Consider the following 23,619-nt stretch of genomic DNA (forward strand, 5'->3'; position numbering starts at 1 on the left):
TGAAATATGTTTAAAAAAATTGTACGAATGTTTTTGAGCCTGTTGCTTGTCACAGCTATTGGAGTAGGAGGCTATGCTTGGACTATTTACAATCAGTCAACGGACGCCTTGTCCCATACTTACAAGGGGTTTGGGAATGAGACGAACGTTATTGCGGAAACCAAGCCCTTGACGATTTTGCTGATGGGGGTAGATACAGGAAGCGGCTCGCGGTCTGATACCTGGAAGGGAAATAGCGACTCCATGCTCCTCCTATCTGTCAATCCTCAGACTAAAAAGACGGTCATGATGAGTTTGGAGCGGGATATTCTGACTCAAATCGATGAAAATGGCGAAACGACAGAAGCAAAACTCAATGCAGCCTATGCTTATGGCGGTGCAGAATTGGCCATCGCGACCATTGAGAAAATGATGAATATCCATATTGACCGCTATGTGATGATCAATATGCAAGGACTGGTTCAGCTAGTCGATGCAGTTGGCGGTATTGAAGTCAACAATACTTTTGATTTCCCGATTTCCATCGAAGAAAATGAACCGGAATATACTGCAACTGTCGAGCCAGGCAAGCATTTGATCAATGGAGACCAAGCTCTGGTCTATGCCCGCATGCGTTATCAGGATCCAGAGGGTGACTACGGTCGTCAGAAACGTCAGCGTGAGGTGATCCGAAAGGTCGTTGAGAAGGTGCTCAGCCTTAATAGTATCAGTCATTATCAAGCTATTTTGCGAGCAGTCAGCAAGAATATGCAGACCAATGTAGCGTTGGATGCGGGAAGTATCCCTCAGTTATTGGGCTACAAAGACGCCTTTAGAAGCATTCAGTCTGAACAGTTGCGCGGGGAAGATGCTACCTTGGCTGATGGCGGTAGCTATCAGCTGGTTACGTCTGATCATTTGCTGGAAATGCAAAATCTGATTCGGAAAACGTTGGGCTTGTCTTCAGTTAAGACTCTGAAAACCAATGCCGTACTGTATGAAGATCTGATGGGAGGCCGAAGCTTGCGCTCTTCTAATTCTAGCTCTTCAACAACTTATCAGCATGACGAGCAGCCGATTTACAATCAACCAACGGAGAGCAATTATGGCGGTGCTAACTATAGTAGTTCGACACCGACCGCTCCTGAGCCGAGCGCTAGCAGTGAACCGCCAGCAAGTTCTGCGCCTGCATCTACGCCAGCTCCGACACCGTCAGCATCATCTGCCGATCACCCCGCAACATCAGCATCTTCAGAATAAACAAATCGCCCAAGCTTGATAGCTTGAGCGATTTTTAATGCCTGTGGTTCTTATTTTGCGAGCCATTTCCAGAAGAAATCAATAATATAGGTCAGTCCGTAAGTGTAGATGATGAGGGTGATGGGTTTGCAGAGCACGATAATCAGCATATACTTTTTGAAGGTCATCTTGGTCAAGGCGGCTAGCATACAGAGGAAATCAGCGGGACTGATGGGCCAAATCATCATAAAGATAAAGAAACGCTCAAAGCGATTGCCCTCATCCAGCCAGCCCACATACTTGTCATAGGTCCGCTTGCTGACGACGGACTGGACAAAGGCTGGTCCGTAGGTGCGAGCCAGATAGAAGATGATGGCGCAGCCGATGACGATGCCGACATAGTTGTAGATGGTGCCGACGATATGCCCGTAGATAAAGATGCCTGCAACAGAGGTCAAGGCACCAGGGATAATGGGCACGACAGTCTGCAAGATTTGCAGGAAGATAAAAAGAGGTGGTCCCCAGACGCCTGCTTGTTTGATAAAGGCAGACAAGGTTTCCTTGGACTGGAGAATCCCTGCATAGTAGGCCCAGATGCAAAAGGCCACTGTCCCCACAGCTCCGATGATGGACGACCAGTTGATGATTTTTTGCAAAAAGGGAGAAACAGTTTTCATTTCTCGATCCTTGCTTGCCATAGGCACCTCCAAGAGAATTATTCTTATATCTACTATAGCATCTTTTGCCTTTTTTGTAAGCTTTGAAGCTATAGGTGCTAAAAAGTATGAAAGATGATATAATGATGTGACTAGCGAGCAATAATCTATGAGTATTCAAAAATCAAGGAAAGTGCTTGTGCTCGGACTAAAAATTCTAAGAGTTAGGAGAGTTATAGTGGAAGAATTTCTAAACTTATATCATCAAAAACTGTGGGAGATTGCATATGAGAATCTCATAAGAACATTTTTTCACCCTCATACAATTATTTTCTTTGTATTATTTTTAATTATTTCTTCCTTAATCTGTAACGTATATTTCGAAAAAAAATGTACTTTACTATTTATAGTTAGTTATTTCTCTTTGTTCCTTTTGGGAGGAGTCGCAGAGTTTGTGAATAGCTATGGCAAAATTATGAGTCCAGATTCAAGTTATAACCAATCCTTTTGGTTATTTCCAGTAGAAATGAGCTTACAGATTGAAGATGAGCAACCCTTATCTAGTGTTGATGGAGAACTTAAGAAAGAAGATGTTATACTGTTTGCAGAAGCTAATCCTCAATATCACGATGGTCTTTTTAGTGCTACAGCGTATTTTTTTTCAGGTGGTCATATAGAGGGGAAATCATTTTTAGTTGCTTTAGTAGGTTACGAAGAGAAAGATAGTGAATGGGAATCTGTTGACATTCGCATTGCACCAGGTATTAAGGAGAAGGATTTTCAGAAATTTTCTAAGGTTCTTCACATAAAAAAAGATGAAGCAGAGGGTGCTACCGGTATTATTTCTAAACTTCAAAAACTTTATGAAAAAAAGTTAGAGAGTGAAAAAAATAGATAGTGGTCTTATGAGCATGAATTTTGCCCATTTTAAAATGAAGCTTCCCGCTTGGGAAGCTGTTTTCGTTTATTTGGAGAATAGAGAAGGGAAAATCTCCCAATGGCTCTTGGAAGAAATGGGGTTATAGGTGCCAAAAAGCCCATTTTATGCTATAATAGTGCGAATACGATTTTTGGAGAGAGATGTGGCGATTGAAGATTACATGCCCGACTTTGCGGTCGAGGCGGTTTACGATTTGACAGTAGAGAGTTTGAAAAGACAGGGCATCAAGGCGGTTTTGGTGGATTTGGATAACACCTTGATTGCTTGGAATAATCCTGATGGAACCCCAGAGATGAAGAAGTGGCTTCATGATTTGCGAGATGCAGGCATTCGGATTATCGTGGTGTCCAATAACAATCAAAAACGGGTCAAGCGGGCTGTTGAAAAGTTTGAAATTGACTATATCTACTGGGCTATGAAGCCTTTCACTTGGGGCATTGACCGAGCGCTCAAGCTTTTTCATTTTGAAAAAAATGAAGTGGTCATGGTGGGCGATCAGCTCATGACGGATATTCGGGCAGCGCATCGGGCTGGGATTCGTTCGATTTTGGTCAAACCGCTGGTCGAGCATGACTCTATCAAGACCCAGATCAATCGGGCGCGTGAACGCCGTGTGCTCAAGAAAATCACTGAAAAATACGGCCCAATTCAATACAAAAAAGGAATTTAAGAAAGAATGGAAGAACTTCTCTGTATCGGCTGTGGAGCCACTATTCAGACAGAAGACAAGAGCCAGTTAGGCTATACGCCCCAGTCGGCTCTAGAAAAAGGCTTGGAGACAGGCGAACTCTATTGCCAGCGCTGTTTCCGCCTGCGCCATTATAATGAAATCAGCGATGTTCAGCTGACGGATGATGACTTTCTGCGGCTTCTGCATGAGGTTGGAGATAGCGACGCTTTGGTCGTCAATGTTGTCGATATTTTTGACTTCAATGGCTCGGTCATCCCCGGCCTGCCTCGTTTTGTCGCAGGAAATGATGTGCTCTTGGTTGGGAATAAAAAGGACATTCTGCCTAAGTCGGTCAAGGATAGCAAGGTGACCCAATGGCTGACGGAGCGGGCTCACGAAGAAGGCCTGCGTCCAGTCGATGTGGTCCTAACCTCTGCTCAAAACAAGCAGGCTATTAAGGACTTGATTGATAAGATTGAGCATTGCCGCAAGGGACGTGATGTGTATGTGGTTGGCGTGACCAATGTGGGCAAGTCCACTCTGATTAACGCCATCATTCAGGAAATTACGGGTGATAAGGATGTCATTACGACTTCGCGCTTCCCAGGCACGACTCTGGATAAAATCGAGATTCCTTTGGCGGATGGCAGTCATATCTATGATACACCAGGCATCATCCATCGTCATCAAATGGCTCACTATCTTTCTGCTAAGAATCTCAAATATGTCAGCCCCAAAAAGGAAATCAAGCCCAAAACCTATCAGCTCAATCCAGAGCAAACTCTCTTTTTGGGTGGTTTAGGTCGCTTTGACTTTGTGGCAGGTGACAAGCAGGGCTTCACAGCTTATTTTGACAATGAGCTTAAGCTCCACCGGACCAAGTTGGAAGGTGCTAGCGGCTTTTATGACAAGCATGTCGGCAGTCTCTTAGTGCCGCCAGTTGGCAAGGAAAAGGAAGAATTTCCAGCCTTGGTCAAGCATGAATTTACCATCAAGGACAAGACAGATATCGTCTTCTCTGGTCTGGGTTGGATTCGCGTCAATGACAGAGCCAAGGTTGCGGCTTGGGCTCCAAAAGGAGTGGACGTGGTCTTGCGCAAGGCGATTATCTAAGAAAGGTAGGATGTATGACCCAGTCAACTTTTATCACACCAGAAAAATATGTGGAAGCTATTCAGCAAATACCATACGGCAAAGTGGTTACCTTGGCTGATTTGCGTACTCACTTTGGACAGGATAATAGTGCTCCATTTTTTTCAGGTATTGCTGCTTTGATTGTCGCTTGGTCTGAGGAAGATGCCAAAATCCCCTATTGGCGAGTGCTCAAGTCAGGCGGGGAAGTCAATGCGAAGTATCCTGGAGGCCTTGAAGTACAAAGAGGGCTGCTGGAAGCGGAAGGACATAGCATTATTCAAAAAGGGAAAACAAAGATGAGGTACTATGTCCAAGATTTTCAAAAGAAACGGTATTCATTTGATTTGGAAAGAAATCTCATGTGCGGGCAAGACTAATACTCTTTGAGTATAAGCTCTGCTATTTTTAAAAGAATAAGGAAAACTATGGCATTAACAAGTAAACAAAGAGCCTTTCTCAACAGTCAGGCCCACTCACTCAAGCCCATCGTTCAGATTGGAAAAAACGGTCTCAATGACCAGATTAAAACCAGCATTCGTCAGGCACTGGATGCGCGAGAACTGATCAAGGTTACGCTCTTGCAGAATACAGATGAGAATATCCATGAAGTTGCTGAGATTTTGGAAGAAGAAATCGGAGTGGATACGGTGCAGAAGATTGGCCGGATCTTGATTCTCTACAAGCAGTCTAGTAAGAAGGAAAATCGCAAACTCTCTGTTAAAGTGAAACAAATTTAAGGAAAAATTTCTGTGGAGATATCAGCCTATGGCTATTGAATTACTGACCCCCTTTACCAAGGTGGAATTAGAACCAGAAGCTAAAGATAAAAAACGCAAGCAGATTGGCATTTTAGGTGGGAATTTCAACCCTGTCCACCATGCTCATTTGGTCGTAGCGGATCAGGTCCGCCAACAGTTAGGCTTGGATCAGGTCCTGCTCATGCCAGAGTACGAGCCGCCCCATGTGGATAAGAAAGAGACCATCGATGAAAAGCATCGGCTGAAGATGCTGGAGCTGGCTATCGAGGGCATTGAAGGCCTAGGGATTGAAACCATTGAGCTGGAGCGCAAGGGAATTTCCTACACCTACGACACTATGAAGCTGCTGACAGAGCAACATCCAGATACGGACTATTATTTTATCATCGGTGCAGATATGGTGGACTATCTGCCCAAGTGGTACCGGATTGATGAGCTGGTTGAGCTAGTTCAGTTTGTCGGTGTTCAGCGGCCGCGCTACAAGGCGGGAACTTCCTATCCAGTTATCTGGGTAGATGTGCCTCTCATGGACATCTCATCCAGTATGGTACGGGATTTTCTGGTTCAGGGACGGACTCCTAATTTCCTGTTACCTCAGCCAGTCTTAGACTATATTGAGAAAGAAGGGCTTTATCTATGACCTATGAAAGCTATATCAGCATGAGCCGTGAGGCCTTACTGGCTAAGATGGAAACAGTCATGCCCGAGAAACGCCTGCGACATTGTTTAGGTGTGGAAAAAGCTGCCCGTGAATTAGCGGAGCGCTTCGGTCTTGACGTCGAAAAAGCGGGTCTGGCAGGGCTTCTACACGACTATGCGAAAAAGGTCTCGGATGAGGAATTTCTGGCCTTGATTGACAAATACCAGCTGGATCCTGACCTGAAAAACTGGGGGAATAACGTCTGGCATGGCATGGTGGGCATTTACAAGATTCAGGAAGACCTAGGCATCGAAGATGCAGAGATTCTCCGAGCCATCGAGATTCATACAGTGGGCAGTGGCACCATGTCTGAGCTGGACAAGGTCGTCTATGTCGCCGACTATATTGAGCACAACCGGGATTTTCCGGGAGTGGACAAGGCTAGGGAGCTGGCTCAGCAGTCGCTCAATCAAGCTGTGGCCTATGAAACAGCAAGGACGGTGGAGCATTTGGCTCACAAGGGAATCCCTATCTACCCGCAGACCCTGGAGACTTACAATGCCTTTGTAGAATATCTGAAGGAAATAAAAGAAAATTAAAGAGGAACTATGAAAGAACAAGAATTATTGGAACTGGTCGTGAAGGCGGCCGATGAAAAGCGTGCAGAAGATATTGTGGCGTTGGACTTGCAAGGTCTGACTACTGTAACAGATTACTTTGTCATCGTCAGCTCTATGAACAGTCGTCAGCTGGATGCGGTAGCTGAAAATATCCGTGAGAAAGCTGCTGCGGCTGGAGTTTCTGCTGGTCATGTTGAGGGAGACGCAGCTGGTGGCTGGGTTCTCCTTGACTTGGGCGGCATCGTTGTCCATGTCTTTTCTGAGGAAATGCGGGCGCATTACAATCTGGAAAAACTTTGGCACGAAGCAACTGGTGTAGATGTTGCAGCCTTATTGGAAGAAAAAAACAAGTGATTTTTTGCCCTGAGGCAAGAAAGCAAAATTCGGCTCAGTCAGCCTGCTGGCTGGGCTATTTTTGAAAGGAAAAGTATGGCAACTTATGAAACCTTCGCGTCGGTTTACGATGCGATTATGGATGATTCTTTGTATGAGAAGTGGACGGATTTCAGCCTGCGGCATTTTCCAAAGGATAAGAAAAAGCTGCTGGAGCTAGCCTGTGGAACGGGCATTCAGTCTATTTATTTTAAGCAGGCAGGTTTTGATGTGACGGGGTTGGACTTGAGTCAGGAAATGTTGGATTTGGCAGAGAAACGTAGCAAAGAGGCTGGTTTGGACATTCCTTTTATCCAGGGCAATATGCTGGATTTGAGTGGCGTCGGTCAGTTTGATTTGGTGACTTGCTATTCGGACTCGATTTGCTATATGGAGGACGAAGTCGATGTCGGTCAAGTATTTACTGAGGTTTACCAGCATCTAAATGAGGGCGGCCGCTTTATCTTTGATGTGCACTCGATTTACCAGATTGACGAGGCTTTTCCAGGCTATTCTTATCATGAAAATGCTGAAACCTTTGCCATGGTCTGGGATTCTTATGCGGACGAACCGCCTCATTCCATCGTGCATGAGCTGACCTTCTTTGTCCAAGACGAAGATGGGCGCTTCACGCGCCATGACGAGGTGCATGAGGAGCGGACCTATGAGATTCTGACCTATGATATCTTGCTGGAGCAGGCTGGCTTTAAGAATGTCAAGGTTTACGCGGACTTTGAGGATAAGGAGCCGACAGAAACAAGTAGACGCTGGTTCTTTGTGGCGGAGAAATGAGATGACAATCACTGGTATTATCGCAGAGTTTAATCCTTTTCATAATGGGCACAAATATCTGCTGGAGCAGGCTTCTGGTCTGAAAATTATCGCTATGAGTGGTAATTTTGTTCAGCGAGGGGAGCCGGCTATCGTGGACAAGTGGACTCGGGCACAGATGGCTTTGGAAGCTGGAGCGGATCTGGTTCTTGAGCTGCCTTTCTTGGTCAGCGTTCAGGCGGCAGACTTTTTCGCTATGGGGGCAGTGGACATCTTAGAGAGGCTAGGAGTCGAACAGCTGACTTTTGGGACCGAGGAAGTGCTGGACTATGAGGGTATTTCGAGGGTCTATGGTCAAAAGGCTGAGCAGATGGAGGCTTATCTGGCTGACCTGCCTGACTCCCTATCCTATCCTCAGAAGACTCAGGCCATGTGGCAGGAATTTGCTGGGCTCAATTTCTCAGGCTCTACGCCCAACCATATCTTGGGCTTAGCTTATGCCAAGGCTACGGCGGGAAAGGATATAAAACTGTGTCCAATTCAACGTCAGGGAGCCGGCTACCATTCCTTATCAGCTAATCAAGAATTCGCCTCCGCAACTGCTCTTCGCCAGAATCTGGATCAGCCAGACTTTCTCAAAAAATTTACTCCAAGCTATAAGCTGCTTGAGACTACACCCAAGGTGACTTGGTCAGATCTCTTTCCTTACCTTCGTTACCAGATAGTGACCTGTCAGGATTTGACGGACTACTATCAGGTCAATCAGGAGTTGGCTGTTCGGATTAGAGAGGCCTTAAAAAACAGTGTGACCATGGAAGAGCTGGTTGAGCAGGTGGCGACCAAGCGCTACACCAAGGCTAGGGTCCGACGTCTGCTGACCTATATCCTAGTCGGAGCTAGACAAGAAGAGCTTCCATCAGGAATCCATATCTTAGGATTTTCTGAGCAGGGACGCCAGCATTTGTCCAAGCTTAAGGGAAAAGTTGAACTGGTCAGCCGTATTGGCAAGGAGCCATGGGACAGTTTGACCCAGCAGGCTGACAAGGTCTATCAGCTGGGCAATCCTGCACTGACGGAGCAGAATTTTGGACACTTTCCACTACAAAATACTCTCTGATAGTATAGATGGATTTGATAAATTTACTTGTAAATAGAGAGTGAGACAGAAATCGGTAATTGGTTAGAATTCGATTTCGTCGTCCCACCTCCGCACAGTTGAGTAGGGCTGTAAAAGCTGATGAAATCAGCCTAGTAGAGCCCACTCAACCACTGCGTCTTGCTCGACAATCCAAAGACAATTGAGGAGTCTGGGACAAAAAGATTTCAATTTTTAAAAATCTTAATTATTAAGCCCTTCAAATCTATAATTAAATGCGAAAAGCGAACAAAGCAGAATTCTGTTTACCAGAAAACTAGTTTTGTTCGCTTTTTATATTTGAGGTCGGACTTTTGTCCCAGACTCTTCTTATTCACTAAATCGTAGAAAATATCCATCTGGATCCAAAACCGCAAATTCATGAGGATAAATAAAGCTATTTCCTACGCGAAATTCTCTTTTTGTCAGTTGACGATGGATGGGATAGTCAGCTGACAGCAGTTTTTGGTGGAGCTGAGGAACATCCTCAATGCCAAAGGAAATATTGACACCGCGCCCGAAAGGATAGGTCAGTTGTGCTAATTCTTCTGCGCTGCCTTCTTCTAACATGAGCTGACAGTCTTCAAGTGAGAGGAAGAGAAATTTCTCTTCGGGACGCTCGTATTCGACAGAGAAGCCCAGTAAGTCGCAGTAGAAGTGGCGTGATTGTTCGATGTCAGAAACCACAAATTCAGGAATGACAGCTTGATAGTCCATCGGATTCCTCCTTAAAGTTCAATTTCCATGACAATCGGCGTATGGTCTTGACGTGCACCAGAGTCGATCATATCAGACTTGGTTACCTTGTCAGCTATGCGGTTGCTGGTCAGCCAGTAGTCGATTCTCCAGCCAGTATTGTTGATTTTAGAGGTTTTGCTGCGTTGCGCCCACCAAGTGTATTGGTTAGGGATATCGCCGTGCAAGTGGCGGAAGGTATCGGTAAAGCCTTTAGCCAGCAGGTTGGTGAAGCCGGCACGTTCTTCATCGGTAAAGCCTGGTGAACGGCGGTTGCTGGCAGGATTGGCCAAGTCGATTTCCTTGTGGGCTACATTGTAATCACCAGTTGCGAGGACTGGTTTTTGTTCATCCAGTGCTGCCAAGTATTCAGCGTATTTGACATCCCAGACCTGACGTTCTTCCAAGCGTTTGAGACCATCGCCAGCATTGGGTGTGTAGACCTGAGTGACGAAGAAGTCATCAAACTCCAGTGTAATGATGCGGCCTTCGACATCCATGGTTGATGGAGCGCCGATTTCTGGGAAGGTCATGGTTGGCGTCAGTTCTTTTTTGTAGAGGAACATGGTTCCTGCATAGCCCTTGCGAGCTGGCTCTTGAGAGGAGCGCCAAGTGTTTTCATAGTCTGGGAAGAGCTCTTCTAAAATTTCAAGGTGTTTTTTAGTCGGGCCTTTAGCAGATAGCTTTGTTTCCTGAATAGCGATGATATCCGCATTTTCTGCTTGCAAGGTCTGAAGGACAGCCTGAGAGAGCTGAGCGCGGGCAGAATCACTGGTCAAGGCAGCGTTTAGAGAGTCAATGTTCCAAGAGATGAGTTTCATAAAATGTCCTTTTCTAGTAGAAATTTCCTGAGTTTATTATACCAAAAGATAGAGTTGATTTATAGCAAAGTGATTGTAAGGCTATAAAAAAGGTTAGAGGATGGAAGAGTCCTCTCTTTCAATCGCTAGGAAATATGATATAATGAAGTGTTATCAAAAAAGGTTTCATTAGCCTTGAAAGGATTAAAAAATGACTACAAAACAACCGTTTTATATTACGACACCTATTTATTACCCGTCTGGCAAGCTCCATATCGGGTCTGCCTATACGACCATTGCCTGTGACGTTTTGGCTCGCTACAAGCGCCTCATGGGCTACGATGTTTTCTATCTGACTGGTCTTGATGAGCACGGTCAAAAAATCCAGCAAAAAGCTGAGGAAGCTGGTATCAGTCCGCAAGCATATGTCGATGGCATGGCGGTTGGCGTCAAGGAACTCTGGCAGCTCTTGGATATTTCTTACGATAAATTTATCCGGACAACTGATGACTACCACGAAAAGGTTGTAGCGGATGTCTTTGAAAAACTCTTAGCTCAAGATGATATCTATTTAGGTGAATATTCAGGTTGGTATTCTGTATCTGATGAGGAATTTTTCACCGAAAGCCAGCTGGCAGAAGTTTTCCGTGACGAAGCAGGAAATGTGACGGGCGGAATCGCTCCATCTGGACACGAAGTGGAATGGGTATCAGAAGAGTCTTACTTCCTTCGTCTAAGCAAGTACCAAGATCGCTTGGTAGAATTTTTCAAATCACAGCCCGACTTCATTACGCCAGACGGCCGTCTCAATGAAATGTTGAGAAACTTTATTGAACCTGGTTTGGAAGACTTGGCCGTATCTCGGACGACCTTTACCTGGGGCGTGCCTGTGCCATCCAATCCTAAACACGTTGTCTATGTTTGGATTGATGCTCTTCTCAACTATGCGACAGCCCTTGGCTACGGTCAAGATGATCATGCTAACTACGATAAATTCTGGAATGGAACAGTCTTCCACATGGTGGGCAAGGACATTCTGCGTTTCCACTCTATCTACTGGCCAATTCTGCTCATGATGCTGGATATTAAGCTGCCCGACCGCTTGATTGCTCACGGCTGGTTTGTCATGAAGGATGGCAAGATGTCCAAGTCTAAGGGCAATGTGGTCTATCCGGAAATGCTGGTAGAGCGTTATGGTTTGGATGCTCTGCGTTATTACCTCATGCGCAGTCTTCCGGTGGGATCTGATGGAACATTCACACCTGAGGACTATGTGGGTCGTATCAACTATGAGTTAGCTAATGACCTAGGCAACTTGCTCAACCGTACTGTTTCTATGATTAACAAGTACTTTGACGGTCAGGTGCCAGCCTATGAAGAAAATGTGACAGACTTTGACGGAGCTCTGGCTCAAGTGGCAGCTGAATCCATCGCTGACTACTACAAACACATGGATGCAGTGGACTACCCACGCGCCCTAGAAGCAGTCTGGACGCTCATCTCCCGCACCAATAAATACATCGATGAAACCGCTCCTTGGGTTTTGGCCAAGGATGAAGCTAAGGTCAAAGAACTGGCAGCAGTCATGAGCCACTTGGCAGCCAGCCTTCGTGTTGTGGCGCATATGATTGAGCCTTTCATGATGGAAACCAGCAAGGCTGTCCTCAGTCAACTCGGCTTGCCTCAAGCAGTTTCACTGGAAAATCTAGCAATTGACCAGCTCCCGGCAGGTCTGACAGTTGTAGAAAAAGGGACGCCAATCTTCCCGCGTCTCGATATGGAAGAAGAAATTGCCTATATCAAAGAACAAATGGAAGGCAACAAACCTGCGGTTGAAAAAGAATGGAAGCCAGAAGAAGTCGAGCTCAAACTTAACCGCAAAGAAATCAAGTTTGACGACTTCGATAAGGTGGAAATCCGTGTCGCAGAAGTCAAAGAAGTTTCTAAGGTTGAAGGCTCTGATAAGCTGCTCCAATTCCGCTTGGATGCAGGAGACGGCGAAGACCGCCAAATCCTCTCTGGTATTGCTAAATACTATCCAAACGAGCAAGAACTGGTCGGTAAAAAAGTCCAAATCGTAGCCAACCTCAAGCCGCGCAAAATGATGGGCCGCATCAGCCAAGGTATGATTCTATCAGCCGAGTACGGCGACCAACTGACTCTCCTAACTGTGGACGAGAAAGTCCCAAATGGAAGTTTGATTGGGTAGAGACATTTGTAGCTTATGCTTTTAATTGCTAATATTGTTGTCTATCTTATTTAATGAAAAGAGTCTGGGACAAAAGTCCGACCTCAAATATAAAAAGCGAACAAAACTAGTTTTCTGGTAATCAGAATTCTGCTTTGTTCGCTTTTCGCATTTAATTATAGATTTGAAGGGCTTAATAATTGAGATTTTTAAAAATTGAAATCTTTTTGTCCCAAATTCTTTTGCTGTAATAAGATTAGAAAAGAAGATTCTTCACTGAGTTGCTTTTCATCTAGCTTATTTAGAAGTTCCTAGATCGTTTAGGCTAGCGATTTGATGGCAATGAGGATAAGGAGGCAGTGTTGTATAATTGTTCTAAGATATGCCAATTCTTATTTAAACTTAAAACCTTCATAGACCAGATCTGCTTTAGGATTGGTCTTTTTAAATTCGTTGGCTAGTTTATCCATCATCTTGACAGGTCCGCACATGAAGACGGTGGTTTTGTCGTCCAAAGGATAATTCTTGAAGTCCAAATAGCCAGAGACCTTACTATCAACCAAATGAAAGTTAAACTGCGGATTCTTGGCCGCGTAGTCTGTGAGGAGGTCTAGGTAAACAGCATTTTCTGCTCCAGTATAAGCGTAGTAGAAGCTGATTGGACGATTCAGATTAGGATTTTCACGGATATAGGAGATGAAGGGCGTAATGCCAATCCCGCCAGCAATCCAGATTTGTTTTTCCTGCCCTTGGTCAAGAATCATGTGACCATAAGCTCGGTCAATAGAGACCTTGGTTCCCTCTTGGATTTTGTCATAAATTTTTTTAGTGTGATCACCAGAGTTCTTGATGGTAAAGTAGACGATATTGTCATGGCCACCAGAGATAGAGAAAGGATGTGGCGCTTTTTCGAATCCTTCTTGGAAAATCTTGACAAAGGCAAACTGACCATACTGATAGTCTAGCTTTTGACTAAGCTGGATCTTCAACTCCACGGTGTCGTGGTTCAGTCGTTTGACCTGCAGAATTTTTCCCAGATGGCGAAAGGCCAAACTTTGATAGAGGAAGATGATGTAAAAGCCAGAAGCTAAACCGATGATAGCGTAGAATCCGACTACGAAGCCTAGCAAGGTCGGTGTCAGGAGTCGACCGCCCATCAGCATATAGGCGTGGAAGAGACCAAAGATATAAGCCAGATACACAAAACGGTGAATCCAGCGCCAAGCCTCATATTTGATGTGCTTGCCAAGATAGGCCACCAGAACAATGCTGACAAATAGATAGATGCCGACATTCCCAAGCTGGGCCGCCAGATGAGAGCCCCAGAGGCTGCCACCCATAGCAACATTGTGGAGAGCAAGCAGGACGACGGAAAAGATAGCTGTAAACTTATGATAAGCATACATCTTTTCGATGCCATGGAACCATTTTTCCAATAGGGCGTTCCGAGTCGCAAGTAAAAAGGTCAGCGAAAGGGTAGTTAAGGCCAGACCGGGTACGATAAAGTTGGTCATCCCAGCTGAAGCCCAAGCATAGATGGTCAGGATTATGCTGACAGCAATAAGGGCGATTCCTTTGATAGATTTCATGATGGTTTCCTTTCTGATTTTTATCACTACTTAGTTGTAAATATATTTGTTACATTCTAACAAAGAAAAAACAAGCCGTCAAGAGACTGACTGTCCATCATACTACATGCTGCTTCCAATTTTAGAAAATTAACCTATTTGTTAGAATAAAACACTCCTGAGTCTAGTTTTCTAGATTTAGACAGGAGTGTTTTTCTTTTATATTAGAGAGTTACAAGTGCTGTATTTATAGCTTATTGCTCATTTGGTTCATCTGTTTGAGCGGGATCATTGCTTGTGAAAGGAAGATTCTTAGTCAATTCAGATAGATTTTCCTTAACCTCTTGAACAAGTTTGCTAGGCTTCAGCAGGTTCATGTCGTCTTTCCAAGACTGGTAGCGCATGTCTACCAGTAGTTTGGCCAGGCGCGTCAGCATTTCCCGCTCTTGGTCTGTGAGAGCATTGGCATTTTCAAAAACAGCCAAGATTTTGTCGAAATTTTCCAGCTTGGTGAGGTCATTGATGGAGCTGATACCAGCATCCAGGATGAGGCCAAAAAAGAGGTCGAAAAAGTCTTTTAATTCCTCATCAGAAACGCTATCCACCCAGTTTTTCAGAGTTTTATCCATTTGAAGGCTATCTGGATTGAGGTTGTCCAGTAGGACAAAAGTCTGGTCAGCAATCTGCCAAGAGAAGGTATCGTGCTGGGCCAGACCGCCGATAGCTGTACTTTTGACAATCTGAGCCTGCTTGGGCGTTTCGAGCATCATTCCGACGATAGAGCCCTGTGGAATGTAGCGCTTTATCTTGTTTGAAATAGTTTGGTAGCCTTGACTGGTGATGATCGAGTGATTCAGTCCAGGAGCATCATAGCTGTAAATACTCTGGATCCGCTCTTGGTATTCTGGCTCGATTTGACTAGCAGCGTAGGAAGCTAAGTTGCCGCCCTTTGAGTGACCTGTCAGGATGAACTGACCAGGCAGAGCATTCATGGCTTTTCGCAGATAATTGACCGCTGTTTTTTGAGCTGGGACCTGATCCATATAGGTCATGTGGAAGTCCTCTTTCCAGCCGATAATGGAATCATCGGTTCCTCGGAAGGTCAGGACATAGCTATCAGGCTTGATTTTGAAAATCATAGCTGCAAACTGCTTTTGAACATCAGGATCAATGTCATTGACATAACCCATGAGTTTGATATTTTTGAAGCGGGTGGAGCTGGCTGCTTTTTCCAAGAGTTTCAGACGATTTTTAGTCACCAACATGGACAAATCCTGGGGCACTTTTTCAGCAGCTTCAAACAAGCGGCAAGTACAATCAGGGGACATCTGGTCAGACACAATCTGGTCAAAAGGCAGATAAGTTATCTCCGTCAGCATCAGCATATCCAGTTCGTTAAAGGGGGTGTCGTAGATACTGTCGTAAGCTACTTGGTCTAGGTAATCAAAAATTATTCCCATATTTATCTCCATATTCTATCTTCTTCCAGTATAGCATAAGTGGACGTAGATTGTTAGGAAGGGAAAAAGAAAAGAGCGGAAACCTGAAGATATTCTTCAGTATTTCCAGCTCTTTTGATCTAGTAAGCCTTACCGATGAGGATGGCGTAGATAAAGAATAAGGCAAAGCCAAAGAGGAAGATCAAACCAAGGATGGAAAGACCTTTTAGCCATTTGCTCAGATGTTTATTCTCGCTCGTAACGAGAAGATAGTTTAGAAGAGCAAAAAATGGAGTAGTCAGGAAGGAAGCAATCATGGCAAAACGAAGCATGAGAGCCACACTACCTTGGAAGAAGTAGATGATAACGCCACCGATAATAGCTGTAGCTGTCATCCAGATATGCAGAGTTTTTTGAGAAGTCTTATCTTCATTGAGAAGGAGGCGTAGGGATTCAGCATTTACACGGGAATAGCCATCGATAACGGTAATAACCGTACCAAAGATACAGAGAAAGGCGATGAAAGTAATCAGAATCCGTGACCAGTCGCCAAGAACGGATGCGTACATCCCAACGAATTGCTGGATGTAGGCAGCACCAGCATCTTGAACTGCTTGACCAGTTGGATACTGGATGAGAGCGCCCATAGCGACGAAGAAGATAGCCAGAATGGCCGTACCGATATAGCCAACATTAAAGTCAAAGAGACCGTCTGTGACAGAGATATTGACAGATTTTCCTTTCTCAGCAGTCCAGAGGGAGTTGATTGCTGAAATCTCGATTGGAGCTGGCATCCAGCCCATTAGAGAAACGATGAAAGGCAAGGCAGCCATCTGCCAAGGTGTCTTTTCAACGAAGTCTGCTCCGTACTCAGGATGCTTGATAATGGCAACGATGACTGCAATAACAGTTGCAAAGGTTAGAGCGGACATGATCCATTTGGCAAGGCCATCGAGGAACTTGTAGCCACCAAAGAGTAGCATTGCCCAGATCAGGATGATGAGAATCAGAGACCATTGAGTAATACTGAGTCCAAGGGCGTTTGGAAAGGCGCTGGCGATAATAGCAGCACAGAGAATCCCGACTCCTGCTGTATTGACTAAAGCGGAGAAGACATTTAAAACGAAGAAGATGCCTAAGTAGACTTTTCCTTTTTGTGCATAGCCTTCAACTAAGCTGTGACCAGTTTCTAAGGTATACTCAGCACCGAAGCGAAAGAAGGGATATTTGAAGAGGTTGGCCAAGATGACCAGTCCCATCAGAGCCCAGCCATACTTGGCCCCTGCTTGAGCAGAGGAAACAATGTGAGAGCCGCCAACAGCAGCAGAGGCCATGAGGATCCCAGGACCTAGGGCTTTTAGTTTGGACTGCCAGGTAGATGTCTGAGTTTGTTCTAGCATAATAATCTCCTTATTATAAAAAATGAATTTTCAGATAATTCTGAATGTAGTGTTATTTTATCTTTTTACTCTGTCTTTATCAACACTTCTTGAAGGATTTCTTGAAACTTTCTGAAAATAAGATGAATCTCAGATCAAAAAAGTCTCTGTGATTTAAGGGAGAATTTGATATAATAGCAGTAAGAAAAATGAGTGAGGAAATGAAATGCACAAGATTTTACTGGTCGAGGATGATGCGGTCATCCGTCAAATGATCAAAAAAATGCTGGAGCAATGGGGCTATCAGGTTGTGGCAATTGAGGATTTTATGCAGGTTTTGACAACATTTGTCAAGGAGGAGCCTCAGCTGGTGCTGATGGATATTGGCCTGCCTCTCTTTAACGGCTACCATTGGTGCCAGGAAATTCGGAAGATTTCAACGGTGCCGATTATGTTTTTGTCTTCGCGTGACCAGTCTATGGATATTGTCATGGCCATCAATATGGGCGCAGATGACTATGTGACCAAGCCCTTTGATAATAATGTCTTTCTGGCCAAGGTTCAAGGCTTGCTGCGGCGTTCGTATGAGTTTGGGACGGATCAAAGTCTTTTGGAATATCAGGGCGTGATTTTAAATCTTAAATCCATGGATTTGGTTTATGAGGGCGAGCTTGTAACGCTGACCAAGAATGAATTTCAGATTTTGCGGGTGCTATTTGAGCATTCTGGTAGCATCGTGGCGCGTGATGACTTGATGAAGGAGCTCTGGAACAGCGATTTCTTTATTGATGACAATACCTTGTCCGTCAATGTTGCCCGCCTGCGCAAGAAGTTGGAGGAGCACGGTCTGAAGCATTTCATTGAGACGAAAAAAGGGATAGGGTATGGTTTGACCAATGGACATGCAGGATAAATTTTTCTTTTTGAAGCATCATCTGTACTCCCGTCGCTTCATTTTGTTGCTCTTGCTGATTGTATTTTCGATTATGGGGATGTTTGCCTTTATTTTCGAGGATGGGCGCAGTCTGTTAGAGTATCAGTTGCTCTTAGCCTTTCTCCTTGCTAGCTTTTTCTTGGGAATGGATCTAGCTAGTGCCTATAAGGAATATCGTAACCAGCTCTTTTATGCCTCAGGTCGGCCTCAGACAGCCTTAGAGGCTCTCCTTTTTGAGAAACTAGCTCTTTTGGAAATGGACAAGAAGAACCGTGCGATTGAGGAGAGGGAGAAGTTAAATGACCTGATGGACTATTATACGCTCTGGGCTCATCAGATTAAGACGCCTATTGCAGCTAGTTCATTGCTGGTCGGAGAGATTGAGGACAAGAAGGTCAAGAACCAGCTGGAGCAAGAGCTCTTCAAGATCGAGTCCTATGTCAATATCGTCTTGCAGTATCTTCGTCTGGAGAGTTTCCACGAGGATTTGATCTTGAAAAAGGAAAATGTTGAAGACTTGATCAAGGAGATTGTCAAGAAGTATGCGATTTTCTTTATCCAAAAGGGCTTGAGCCTCAATCTGCATGATCTGGACCGAACCATCATCACAGACAGGAAATGGTTTGTCGTGATTTTGGAGCAAGTGCTGTCAAATAGTCTGAAATACACCAGTCAAGGCGGGATTGAGATTTATTTTCAGGAGGATACGCTTTATATCAAAGACAGCGGTTTGGGCATTCAGGATGCGGATTTGCTGCGGGTTTTCGAGCGAGGTTTTTCGGGCTATAATGGTCGTTTGACCCAGCAATCGTCTGGCTTGGGACTTTATCTGTCCAAGAAAATCGCAGATGAGCTAGGGCATCAGATTAGCATCGCTTCGCAGGTCGGACAGGGAACAACTGTCATGATTAGCTTTTCAGAGAAGAAGATGATATTTGAATAAGGCATTCTTACAAATTTGTAAGGTTGGCCAGTGAAATTGAAAGGTTAGGTTATGGTACCGACCTTTCTTTTTTTGTAAGATAGATGTATAAAGAAGACAAGGAGACATGAAATGAAAACAAGAGGATTAAATGCTTTCCAACTCAAGCTTTTCATGGCCTTTTTCATGGTCTTTGATCATATTGGTAAGATTCCAGGGCTTTTGCCGACGGGCTGGGACGGGATTTTTCACCTGCTGACCCGCTGTGTAGCTGCTTGGTTTGCTTTTAGCGCAGTAGAAGGCTTTCTGCATACGCGCAATCGCTTGGCCTACAATGCACGCTTGTTTATCTGGGCGGCTATCATGCAGCTGGGCAATACCATTCTGACCATGCTCTTTCATAGCAAGGGGATTCATCTTGAGAATAATATCTTTCTCAGCCTAGCCTGTGGCGTTCTGGTGCTTAATCTTGTATTTGACCTTTCAAAAAATAGTAAAGAGGTTATGGATGAGAAGCGCTATTTGCGGATTGGAGCGGCAGTCTTAATTGGTTTGGCGGGAGTCTTTTTGACAGAAGGCGGCATGACCATTATTCCTTTGATGCTGATTAGCTATATCTTCCGCAATCAGCCTGCTCTTAGAACTTTCTCTTACATGGTTCTGGCTTTTCTGCTCTTCTGTCTGAGCATTGAAATTTACCCAACCATGGGGGCCACCATTTCGATGATGCTCTACAATTCAGACTGGGCCTTTATTACCGTCTTGCCCTTCCTCCATCTCTACAATGGCGAGCGAGGCTATAATGGCAAGTGGGGCAAGTATTTCTTCTATATCTTTTACCCAGCCCATCTCTGGATCATCGCACTGATTGCATATCTAGTGCAGAGATAAAAATATTGGCATTTAAAAATTAGTAAAATATGGAAATAAAGCTGTTTCTGTATTAAAATGGAATTATAGAAAAGGAGATCATGATGACCTTATTAGATGTACAACACGTGAAAAAGATTTATAAGACTCGCTTTCAGGGTAGCCAAGTAGAGGCACTGAAGGACATTCACTTTACGGTAGAAAAAGGCGAGTATGTCGCCATCATGGGAGAATCAGGCTCTGGGAAATCCACCCTGCTCAACATCCTAGCTATGCTGGACAAGCCGACCGAAGGCCGTGTTTTCCTCAATGGAACTGACACGGCAACTATCAAAAATAGCCAAGCTTCCAGCTTCCGCCGAGAAAAGCTAGGCTTTGTCTTTCAGGATTTCAACCTGCTAGATACCCTGTCGGTCAAGGATAATATTCTCCTGCCTCTGGTTCTATCTCGCCGTCCCATTACCGAGATGATGCAAAAGCTGGTCACAACCTGCAATGAGCTGGGGATAAATAAACTCCAAGAGAAGTTTCCATATGAAATTTCTGGTGGTCAAAAGCAGCGGGTGGCGGTAGCCCGCGTTATTATCACTGAGCCTGAGATTTTGCTGGCGGATGAGCCAACAGGAGCGCTGGATTCTAAGTCTTCGGCTGCTCTCCTAGATGTCTTTGACGATATCAACGACCGCGGCCAGACCATTCTCATGGTGACCCACTCGACTTCAGCGGCTAGTCGCGCTAAACGGGTACTTTTTATCAAGGACGGGATTCTTTACAATCAAATTTTCCGCGGCAACAAGACCGAGCGGCAGATGTTCCAAGAGATTTCTGATACTCTGACAGTTATGGCAAGTGAGGTGGGCAACTATGTTCAAACTAACGAGTAAACTGGCTTTATCAAATCTGATCAAAAATCGCAGTTTGTATTATCCATTTGCCTTGGCGACGGTACTGGCGACAGCGATTCTGTATAGTTTTGTCTCACTGGCTCACAGTCCAAATATGGAGACCTCTTATGGTGGTACAGCAGCTCGCATGACCTTGCAATTTGGTATCCAGGTCATTCAGATTGCGGTGCTCATCCTTATCACCTATGCCAATAGCTTTGTCATGAAGAACCGTTCGCGGGAGCTCGGTGTTTATAGCGTGCTGGGGATGGAAAAGCGTCACCTGCTGCTTATGACCTTCTTTGAACTCTGTGTCTTTTATCTAGCTACAGTTGGTCTAGGTATCTTGTCTGGTCTAGCTTTAGATAAGATGCTCTACGCCGTTCTTTTGAAATTGATGGGAATGCCGGCCGTTCTTGCCTCGACCTTCCAATGGCAGAATGTTTGGATGACTCTGGCCAGTCTGGGTGTCGCTTTTGCGGTGATTTTGTTGCTCAACTCGACCCGCCTTCTACGCTATAGCTCTCTTAACCTAATGAAAGAAAAGAAAGCAGGCGAGAAGAAGGGACGCTTCCTTTGGGTGCAAACCTTGCTGGGGCTCTTGCTCATGGGAGTGGCTTATTACATGGCTTTGACCGTTACCAAACCTGTCGCTGCTATCGGCAATTTCTTTGTAGCTGTGATCATGGTTATCCTAGCAACCTATCTGCTTTTTAATGCCGGTTCGATTACACTATTGCAATTTCTCAAAAAGCGCAAAGGCTACTATTACAAAACGCAGAATTTCATTTCCGTTTCCAATCTTATCTCGCGGATGCGTAAAAATGCAGCAGGATTGGCAACTATCTCCATTCTATCTACTATGCTCCTGGTGACTCTGGTCGGTACAATCAATATCTATGTTGGAGGTCAGGATTATATTACTACCTTGCATCCAAAGGATTACAATGTCAGCGTCGTCCTTCCGAAATCGACCGATCAGAAGGAGGCTCTGTTGGACAAGGTTCAGCAGGTCGCTCAGGATACAGGTCTGAAGAAGCCAAGCTATACTACCTATCTCTATCAATCAGCCTTCATCATGAAACTAGCTGGAAATGATATCACGGTTCCAGCGCAAAGCGAGCTGGATTCGGATCCAAGTATCTTGACCAAGTCTGCCGGCACGATTACAGTTATCAATCGCCAGGATTATGAAAAAATGACAGGGAAAAAGATAGACTTGGCAGATGATGAAACTCTTGTCTATGGAAAAAATGTTTCCTTAAATAAGGATAAACCTCTCCGAGTAAATGGTAAAGACTGGAAGATTAAGCAGCTTTTACCGTCGAATTTCACGCATGGGGAAATCCCTAATCCAAACGACGTGGCCATGGAACAGGGCCTCTATATGGTGGTCAATGATAGTAAAGAAGTAGGGCTTAATGTTGCACACTATTACTACATTGGAGTTGCTTCGGAGACTAAGGGTAGTAAGACATTTGTCGAGCAAGTCCAGCTGGGACTGAGGGACACTTTGGATCAGGAACAGGCCCAAGATGGTAGCTACGCAATGGCTAGTGATCGTCATAGCGCAGAAAAGAGCTATCAGGAACTTACTGGAACCTTGCTCTTCATCGGAGTCTTCCTATCAGTTATCTTCCTTCTAGGAGCTGTTCTTGTGATTTACTACAAGCAAATCTCTGAAGGCTATGAGGACCGTGATGGCTTTATCATCTTGCAAAAGGTTGGTTTAGATGAAAAGCAAACCAGAAGTACCATTCGCAAGCAGATTTTGACTGTTTTCTTCCTACCTCTCATCTTTGCTTTTCTACATATAGCAGCAGTCTTTCATATGCTGCGCTTGATAGTTGCTCTATTGGGAGTGACCAATCTTCCTCTCTTAATCCAGACAACACTTGCAACTTGCGGCGTCTTCCTCCTGACCTATATTTTAGTATTCTTACTAACTTCTCGCAGTTACCGCAAGATTGTCGCCCGCTAAGAGCAAATCCCTGGCCTGATGGTCAGGGATTTTTTGATGTCTGGATTTTTACCTCTCATCTCCCTCATTTTACCGCTTGTCCAAAAAGCCGAGATTTTTTAAAAAAGACTTGCTATCATAGTCTCAGAAGTTAAGACAGGAGAAAAGATCATGTTAGTCCAAGTAAAAAATCTGACCAAAGTTTATGGAGACAAGGTAGCAGTAAATGGCCTGAATTTAGAAATTGAGTCAGGCAGTTTCACAGCCATTCTAGGGCCAAATGGAGCAGGAAAATCGACAACAATTCAGATGTTGATTGGGCTTTTGCAGCCGACATCAGGACAAATCATTTATGCAGAACAAACCAAGCTGGGCGTAGTCTTTCAAAATAGTGTGCTAGATGCCAATTTGACAGTAGTTGAAAATCTGCGAATCCGTGCCAAGCAGTACAAGCAGGTGGAAACTGGTAAGATTGAGCAATTGATCGAGCAACTAGGACTGGCTAGCTTTGCAAAACAACGCTACGGGACCCTTTCTGGTGGACAAAAGCGTCGGGTGGACATTGCCCGTGCGCTGCTCAACAGTCCCGACTTACTTTTTCTAGATGAGCCGACGACAGGCTTGGATATCCAGACTAGAGAAAGTATCTGGAAGCTGCTCAAAGACCTGCAGCAGAAGGAAAAGATGACCGTAGTTTTGACCACCCACTATCTAAATGAAGCCGATGATGCGGATAAGATTTACATCGTAGACCATGGTCAAGTCATTGCGCAAGGCTCTGCTGACCAGATCAAGGAGCGCTATGCCCGCAATGTTTTGCGGATTCTGACCCCAGATTCAGAGGGCTTGAAGGTCGCTTTGCAGACTCGCTGCGAATGGGAGCAAGCTAAGGAAAATGAGTTTTTCTTTTATCCAGATACGACCCAAGAAGCATTGGCTTTGCTGAAGCAGCTTGGCTCCTATATTGAACAATTTGAATTCCAACCAGGGACAATGGATGATGCCTTTATGGCTCTGACAGGAAGA

23 protein-coding genes and 1 pseudogene are annotated in these 23,619 nt (G+C 44.8%); 18 read left to right on the plus strand and 6 right to left on the minus strand.

Annotation, left to right across the window (positions count from 1 at the left end):
* The first annotated feature begins 6 nt into the window (after window positions 1-6).
* Window positions 7-1,239, plus strand: a complete 1,233-nt coding sequence (gene lytR / locus RWS39_RS03560) for a glycopolymer--peptidoglycan transferase LytR (protein WP_314480534.1) — start codon at window positions 7-9, stop codon at window positions 1,237-1,239.
* Window positions 1,240-1,289: 50 nt separating this feature from the next.
* Here lytR and RWS39_RS03565 read toward each other — a convergent pair whose 3' ends face one another.
* A complete protein-coding gene (locus RWS39_RS03565; protein WP_061911019.1) occupies window positions 1,290-1,916 on the minus strand; it encodes a TVP38/TMEM64 family protein in 627 nt (208 codons plus the stop codon).
* Between the two features lie 196 nt (window positions 1,917-2,112).
* Between RWS39_RS03565 and RWS39_RS03570 the strand changes: the two genes are divergently transcribed.
* The 10 genes from RWS39_RS03570 to RWS39_RS03615 all read left to right on the plus strand — a co-directional run bounded on the left by RWS39_RS03570 (window position 2,113) and on the right by RWS39_RS03615 (window position 8,896).
* Window positions 2,113-2,772, plus strand: a complete 660-nt coding sequence (locus tag RWS39_RS03570) for a hypothetical protein (protein WP_260471132.1) — start codon at window positions 2,113-2,115, stop codon at window positions 2,770-2,772.
* Window positions 2,773-2,956: 184 nt separating this feature from the next.
* The gene (locus tag RWS39_RS03575; RefSeq protein ID WP_187423856.1) at window positions 2,957-3,484 is read left to right on the plus strand and encodes a YqeG family HAD IIIA-type phosphatase; all 528 of its coding nucleotides are present in this window, start codon (window positions 2,957-2,959) and stop codon (window positions 3,482-3,484) included.
* A 6-nt stretch (window positions 3,485-3,490) separates the two neighbouring features.
* The gene (gene yqeH, locus RWS39_RS03580) at window positions 3,491-4,597 is read left to right on the plus strand and encodes a ribosome biogenesis GTPase YqeH (RefSeq protein WP_314480539.1); all 1,107 of its coding nucleotides are present in this window, start codon (window positions 3,491-3,493) and stop codon (window positions 4,595-4,597) included.
* Window positions 4,598-4,611: 14 nt separating this feature from the next.
* Window positions 4,612-4,995 carry an MGMT family protein gene (locus RWS39_RS03585; protein WP_005590997.1) on the plus strand — a complete coding sequence of 128 codons (384 nt, stop codon included), beginning with the start codon at window positions 4,612-4,614 and terminating at the stop codon, window positions 4,993-4,995.
* Between the two features lie 48 nt (window positions 4,996-5,043).
* A complete protein-coding gene (yhbY, locus tag RWS39_RS03590; RefSeq protein WP_005590995.1) occupies window positions 5,044-5,355 on the plus strand; it encodes a ribosome assembly RNA-binding protein YhbY in 312 nt (103 codons plus the stop codon).
* A 28-nt stretch (window positions 5,356-5,383) separates the two neighbouring features.
* Window positions 5,384-6,016, plus strand: a complete 633-nt coding sequence (locus RWS39_RS03595) for a nicotinate-nucleotide adenylyltransferase (RefSeq protein WP_005590993.1) — start codon at window positions 5,384-5,386, stop codon at window positions 6,014-6,016.
* On the plus strand, window positions 6,013-6,615 hold the full coding sequence (gene yqeK, locus RWS39_RS03600) for a bis(5'-nucleosyl)-tetraphosphatase (symmetrical) YqeK (RefSeq protein WP_314480544.1): 603 nt from the start codon (window positions 6,013-6,015) through the stop codon (window positions 6,613-6,615). Before RWS39_RS03595 ends, yqeK begins: the two co-directional genes overlap by 4 nt.
* 9 nt (window positions 6,616-6,624) lie before the next feature.
* On the plus strand, window positions 6,625-6,990 hold the full coding sequence (gene rsfS, locus RWS39_RS03605) for a ribosome silencing factor (RefSeq protein ID WP_002915774.1): 366 nt from the start codon (window positions 6,625-6,627) through the stop codon (window positions 6,988-6,990).
* Window positions 6,991-7,065: 75 nt separating this feature from the next.
* Window positions 7,066-7,800, plus strand: a complete 735-nt coding sequence (locus RWS39_RS03610) for a class I SAM-dependent DNA methyltransferase (protein WP_314480548.1) — start codon at window positions 7,066-7,068, stop codon at window positions 7,798-7,800.
* Between the two features lies 1 nt (window position 7,801).
* Window positions 7,802-8,896: a nucleotidyltransferase gene (locus RWS39_RS03615; protein ID WP_314480550.1), complete on the plus strand. Its 1,095-nt coding sequence runs from the start codon at window positions 7,802-7,804 to the stop codon at window positions 8,894-8,896.
* 348 nt (window positions 8,897-9,244) lie between these two features.
* Here the strand turns inward: RWS39_RS03615 and RWS39_RS03620 are convergent, their stop codons facing one another.
* Together RWS39_RS03620 and RWS39_RS03625 are read right to left on the minus strand one after the other, a co-directional pair.
* Window positions 9,245-9,631: a bleomycin resistance protein gene (locus tag RWS39_RS03620; protein WP_314480551.1), complete on the minus strand. Its 387-nt coding sequence runs from the start codon at window positions 9,629-9,631 to the stop codon at window positions 9,245-9,247.
* Window positions 9,632-9,642: 11 nt separating this feature from the next.
* A complete protein-coding gene (locus RWS39_RS03625) occupies window positions 9,643-10,470 on the minus strand; it encodes an exodeoxyribonuclease III (protein ID WP_314480552.1) in 828 nt (275 codons plus the stop codon).
* 190 nt (window positions 10,471-10,660) lie between these two features.
* On the opposite strand from RWS39_RS03625, the gene metG reads away from it, so the two are divergent.
* The gene (metG, locus tag RWS39_RS03630; RefSeq protein WP_314480554.1) at window positions 10,661-12,658 is read left to right on the plus strand and encodes a methionine--tRNA ligase; all 1,998 of its coding nucleotides are present in this window, start codon (window positions 10,661-10,663) and stop codon (window positions 12,656-12,658) included.
* Window positions 12,659-13,029: 371 nt separating this feature from the next.
* Here metG and RWS39_RS03635 read toward each other — a convergent pair whose 3' ends face one another.
* The 3 genes from RWS39_RS03635 to RWS39_RS03645 all read right to left on the minus strand — a co-directional run bounded on the left by RWS39_RS03635 (window position 13,030) and on the right by RWS39_RS03645 (window position 17,044).
* Window positions 13,030-14,226, minus strand: a complete 1,197-nt coding sequence (locus RWS39_RS03635) for a ferredoxin reductase family protein (RefSeq protein WP_314480557.1) — start codon at window positions 14,224-14,226, stop codon at window positions 13,030-13,032.
* A gap of 233 nt (window positions 14,227-14,459) precedes the next feature.
* On the minus strand, window positions 14,460-15,665 hold the full coding sequence (locus RWS39_RS03640; protein WP_314480559.1) for a DUF2974 domain-containing protein: 1,206 nt from the start codon (window positions 15,663-15,665) through the stop codon (window positions 14,460-14,462).
* A gap of 119 nt (window positions 15,666-15,784) precedes the next feature.
* Complete coding sequence (locus RWS39_RS03645) at window positions 15,785-17,044, minus strand: NRAMP family divalent metal transporter (protein WP_061910052.1); 1,260 nt, start codon at window positions 17,042-17,044, stop codon at window positions 15,785-15,787.
* A 205-nt stretch (window positions 17,045-17,249) separates the two neighbouring features.
* Here RWS39_RS03645 and RWS39_RS03650 point away from each other — a divergent pair, with 205 nt between their 5' ends.
* The 6 genes and pseudogenes from RWS39_RS03650 to RWS39_RS03675 form a co-directional block, all read left to right on the plus strand.
* Entirely contained in the window at window positions 17,250-17,936 is a 687-nt protein-coding gene (locus RWS39_RS03650; RefSeq protein ID WP_037615348.1) for a response regulator transcription factor, read from the plus strand.
* On the plus strand, window positions 17,920-18,900 hold the full coding sequence (locus tag RWS39_RS03655; RefSeq protein ID WP_314480563.1) for a sensor histidine kinase: 981 nt from the start codon (window positions 17,920-17,922) through the stop codon (window positions 18,898-18,900). Before RWS39_RS03650 ends, RWS39_RS03655 begins: the two co-directional genes overlap by 17 nt.
* A 111-nt stretch (window positions 18,901-19,011) precedes the next feature.
* Window positions 19,012-19,770 carry a TraX family protein gene (locus RWS39_RS03660; protein ID WP_314480565.1) on the plus strand — a complete coding sequence of 253 codons (759 nt, stop codon included), beginning with the start codon at window positions 19,012-19,014 and terminating at the stop codon, window positions 19,768-19,770.
* Between the two features lie 83 nt (window positions 19,771-19,853).
* Entirely contained in the window at window positions 19,854-20,633 is a 780-nt protein-coding gene (locus tag RWS39_RS03665; protein WP_048766503.1) for an ABC transporter ATP-binding protein, read from the plus strand.
* Window positions 20,614-22,614, plus strand: a complete 2,001-nt coding sequence (locus RWS39_RS03670; RefSeq protein WP_223367638.1) for an ABC transporter permease — start codon at window positions 20,614-20,616, stop codon at window positions 22,612-22,614. Before RWS39_RS03665 ends, RWS39_RS03670 begins: the two co-directional genes overlap by 20 nt.
* 150 nt (window positions 22,615-22,764) lie before the next feature.
* Window positions 22,765-23,413: pseudogene (locus RWS39_RS03675) on the plus strand (ABC transporter ATP-binding protein); the annotation flags it as partial.
* Window positions 23,414-23,619 lie beyond the last annotated feature (206 nt).

It is taken from the genome of Streptococcus cristatus, assembly GCF_963529205.1.
GTDB classification, from domain to species: domain Bacteria; phylum Bacillota; class Bacilli; order Lactobacillales; family Streptococcaceae; genus Streptococcus; species Streptococcus cristatus_O.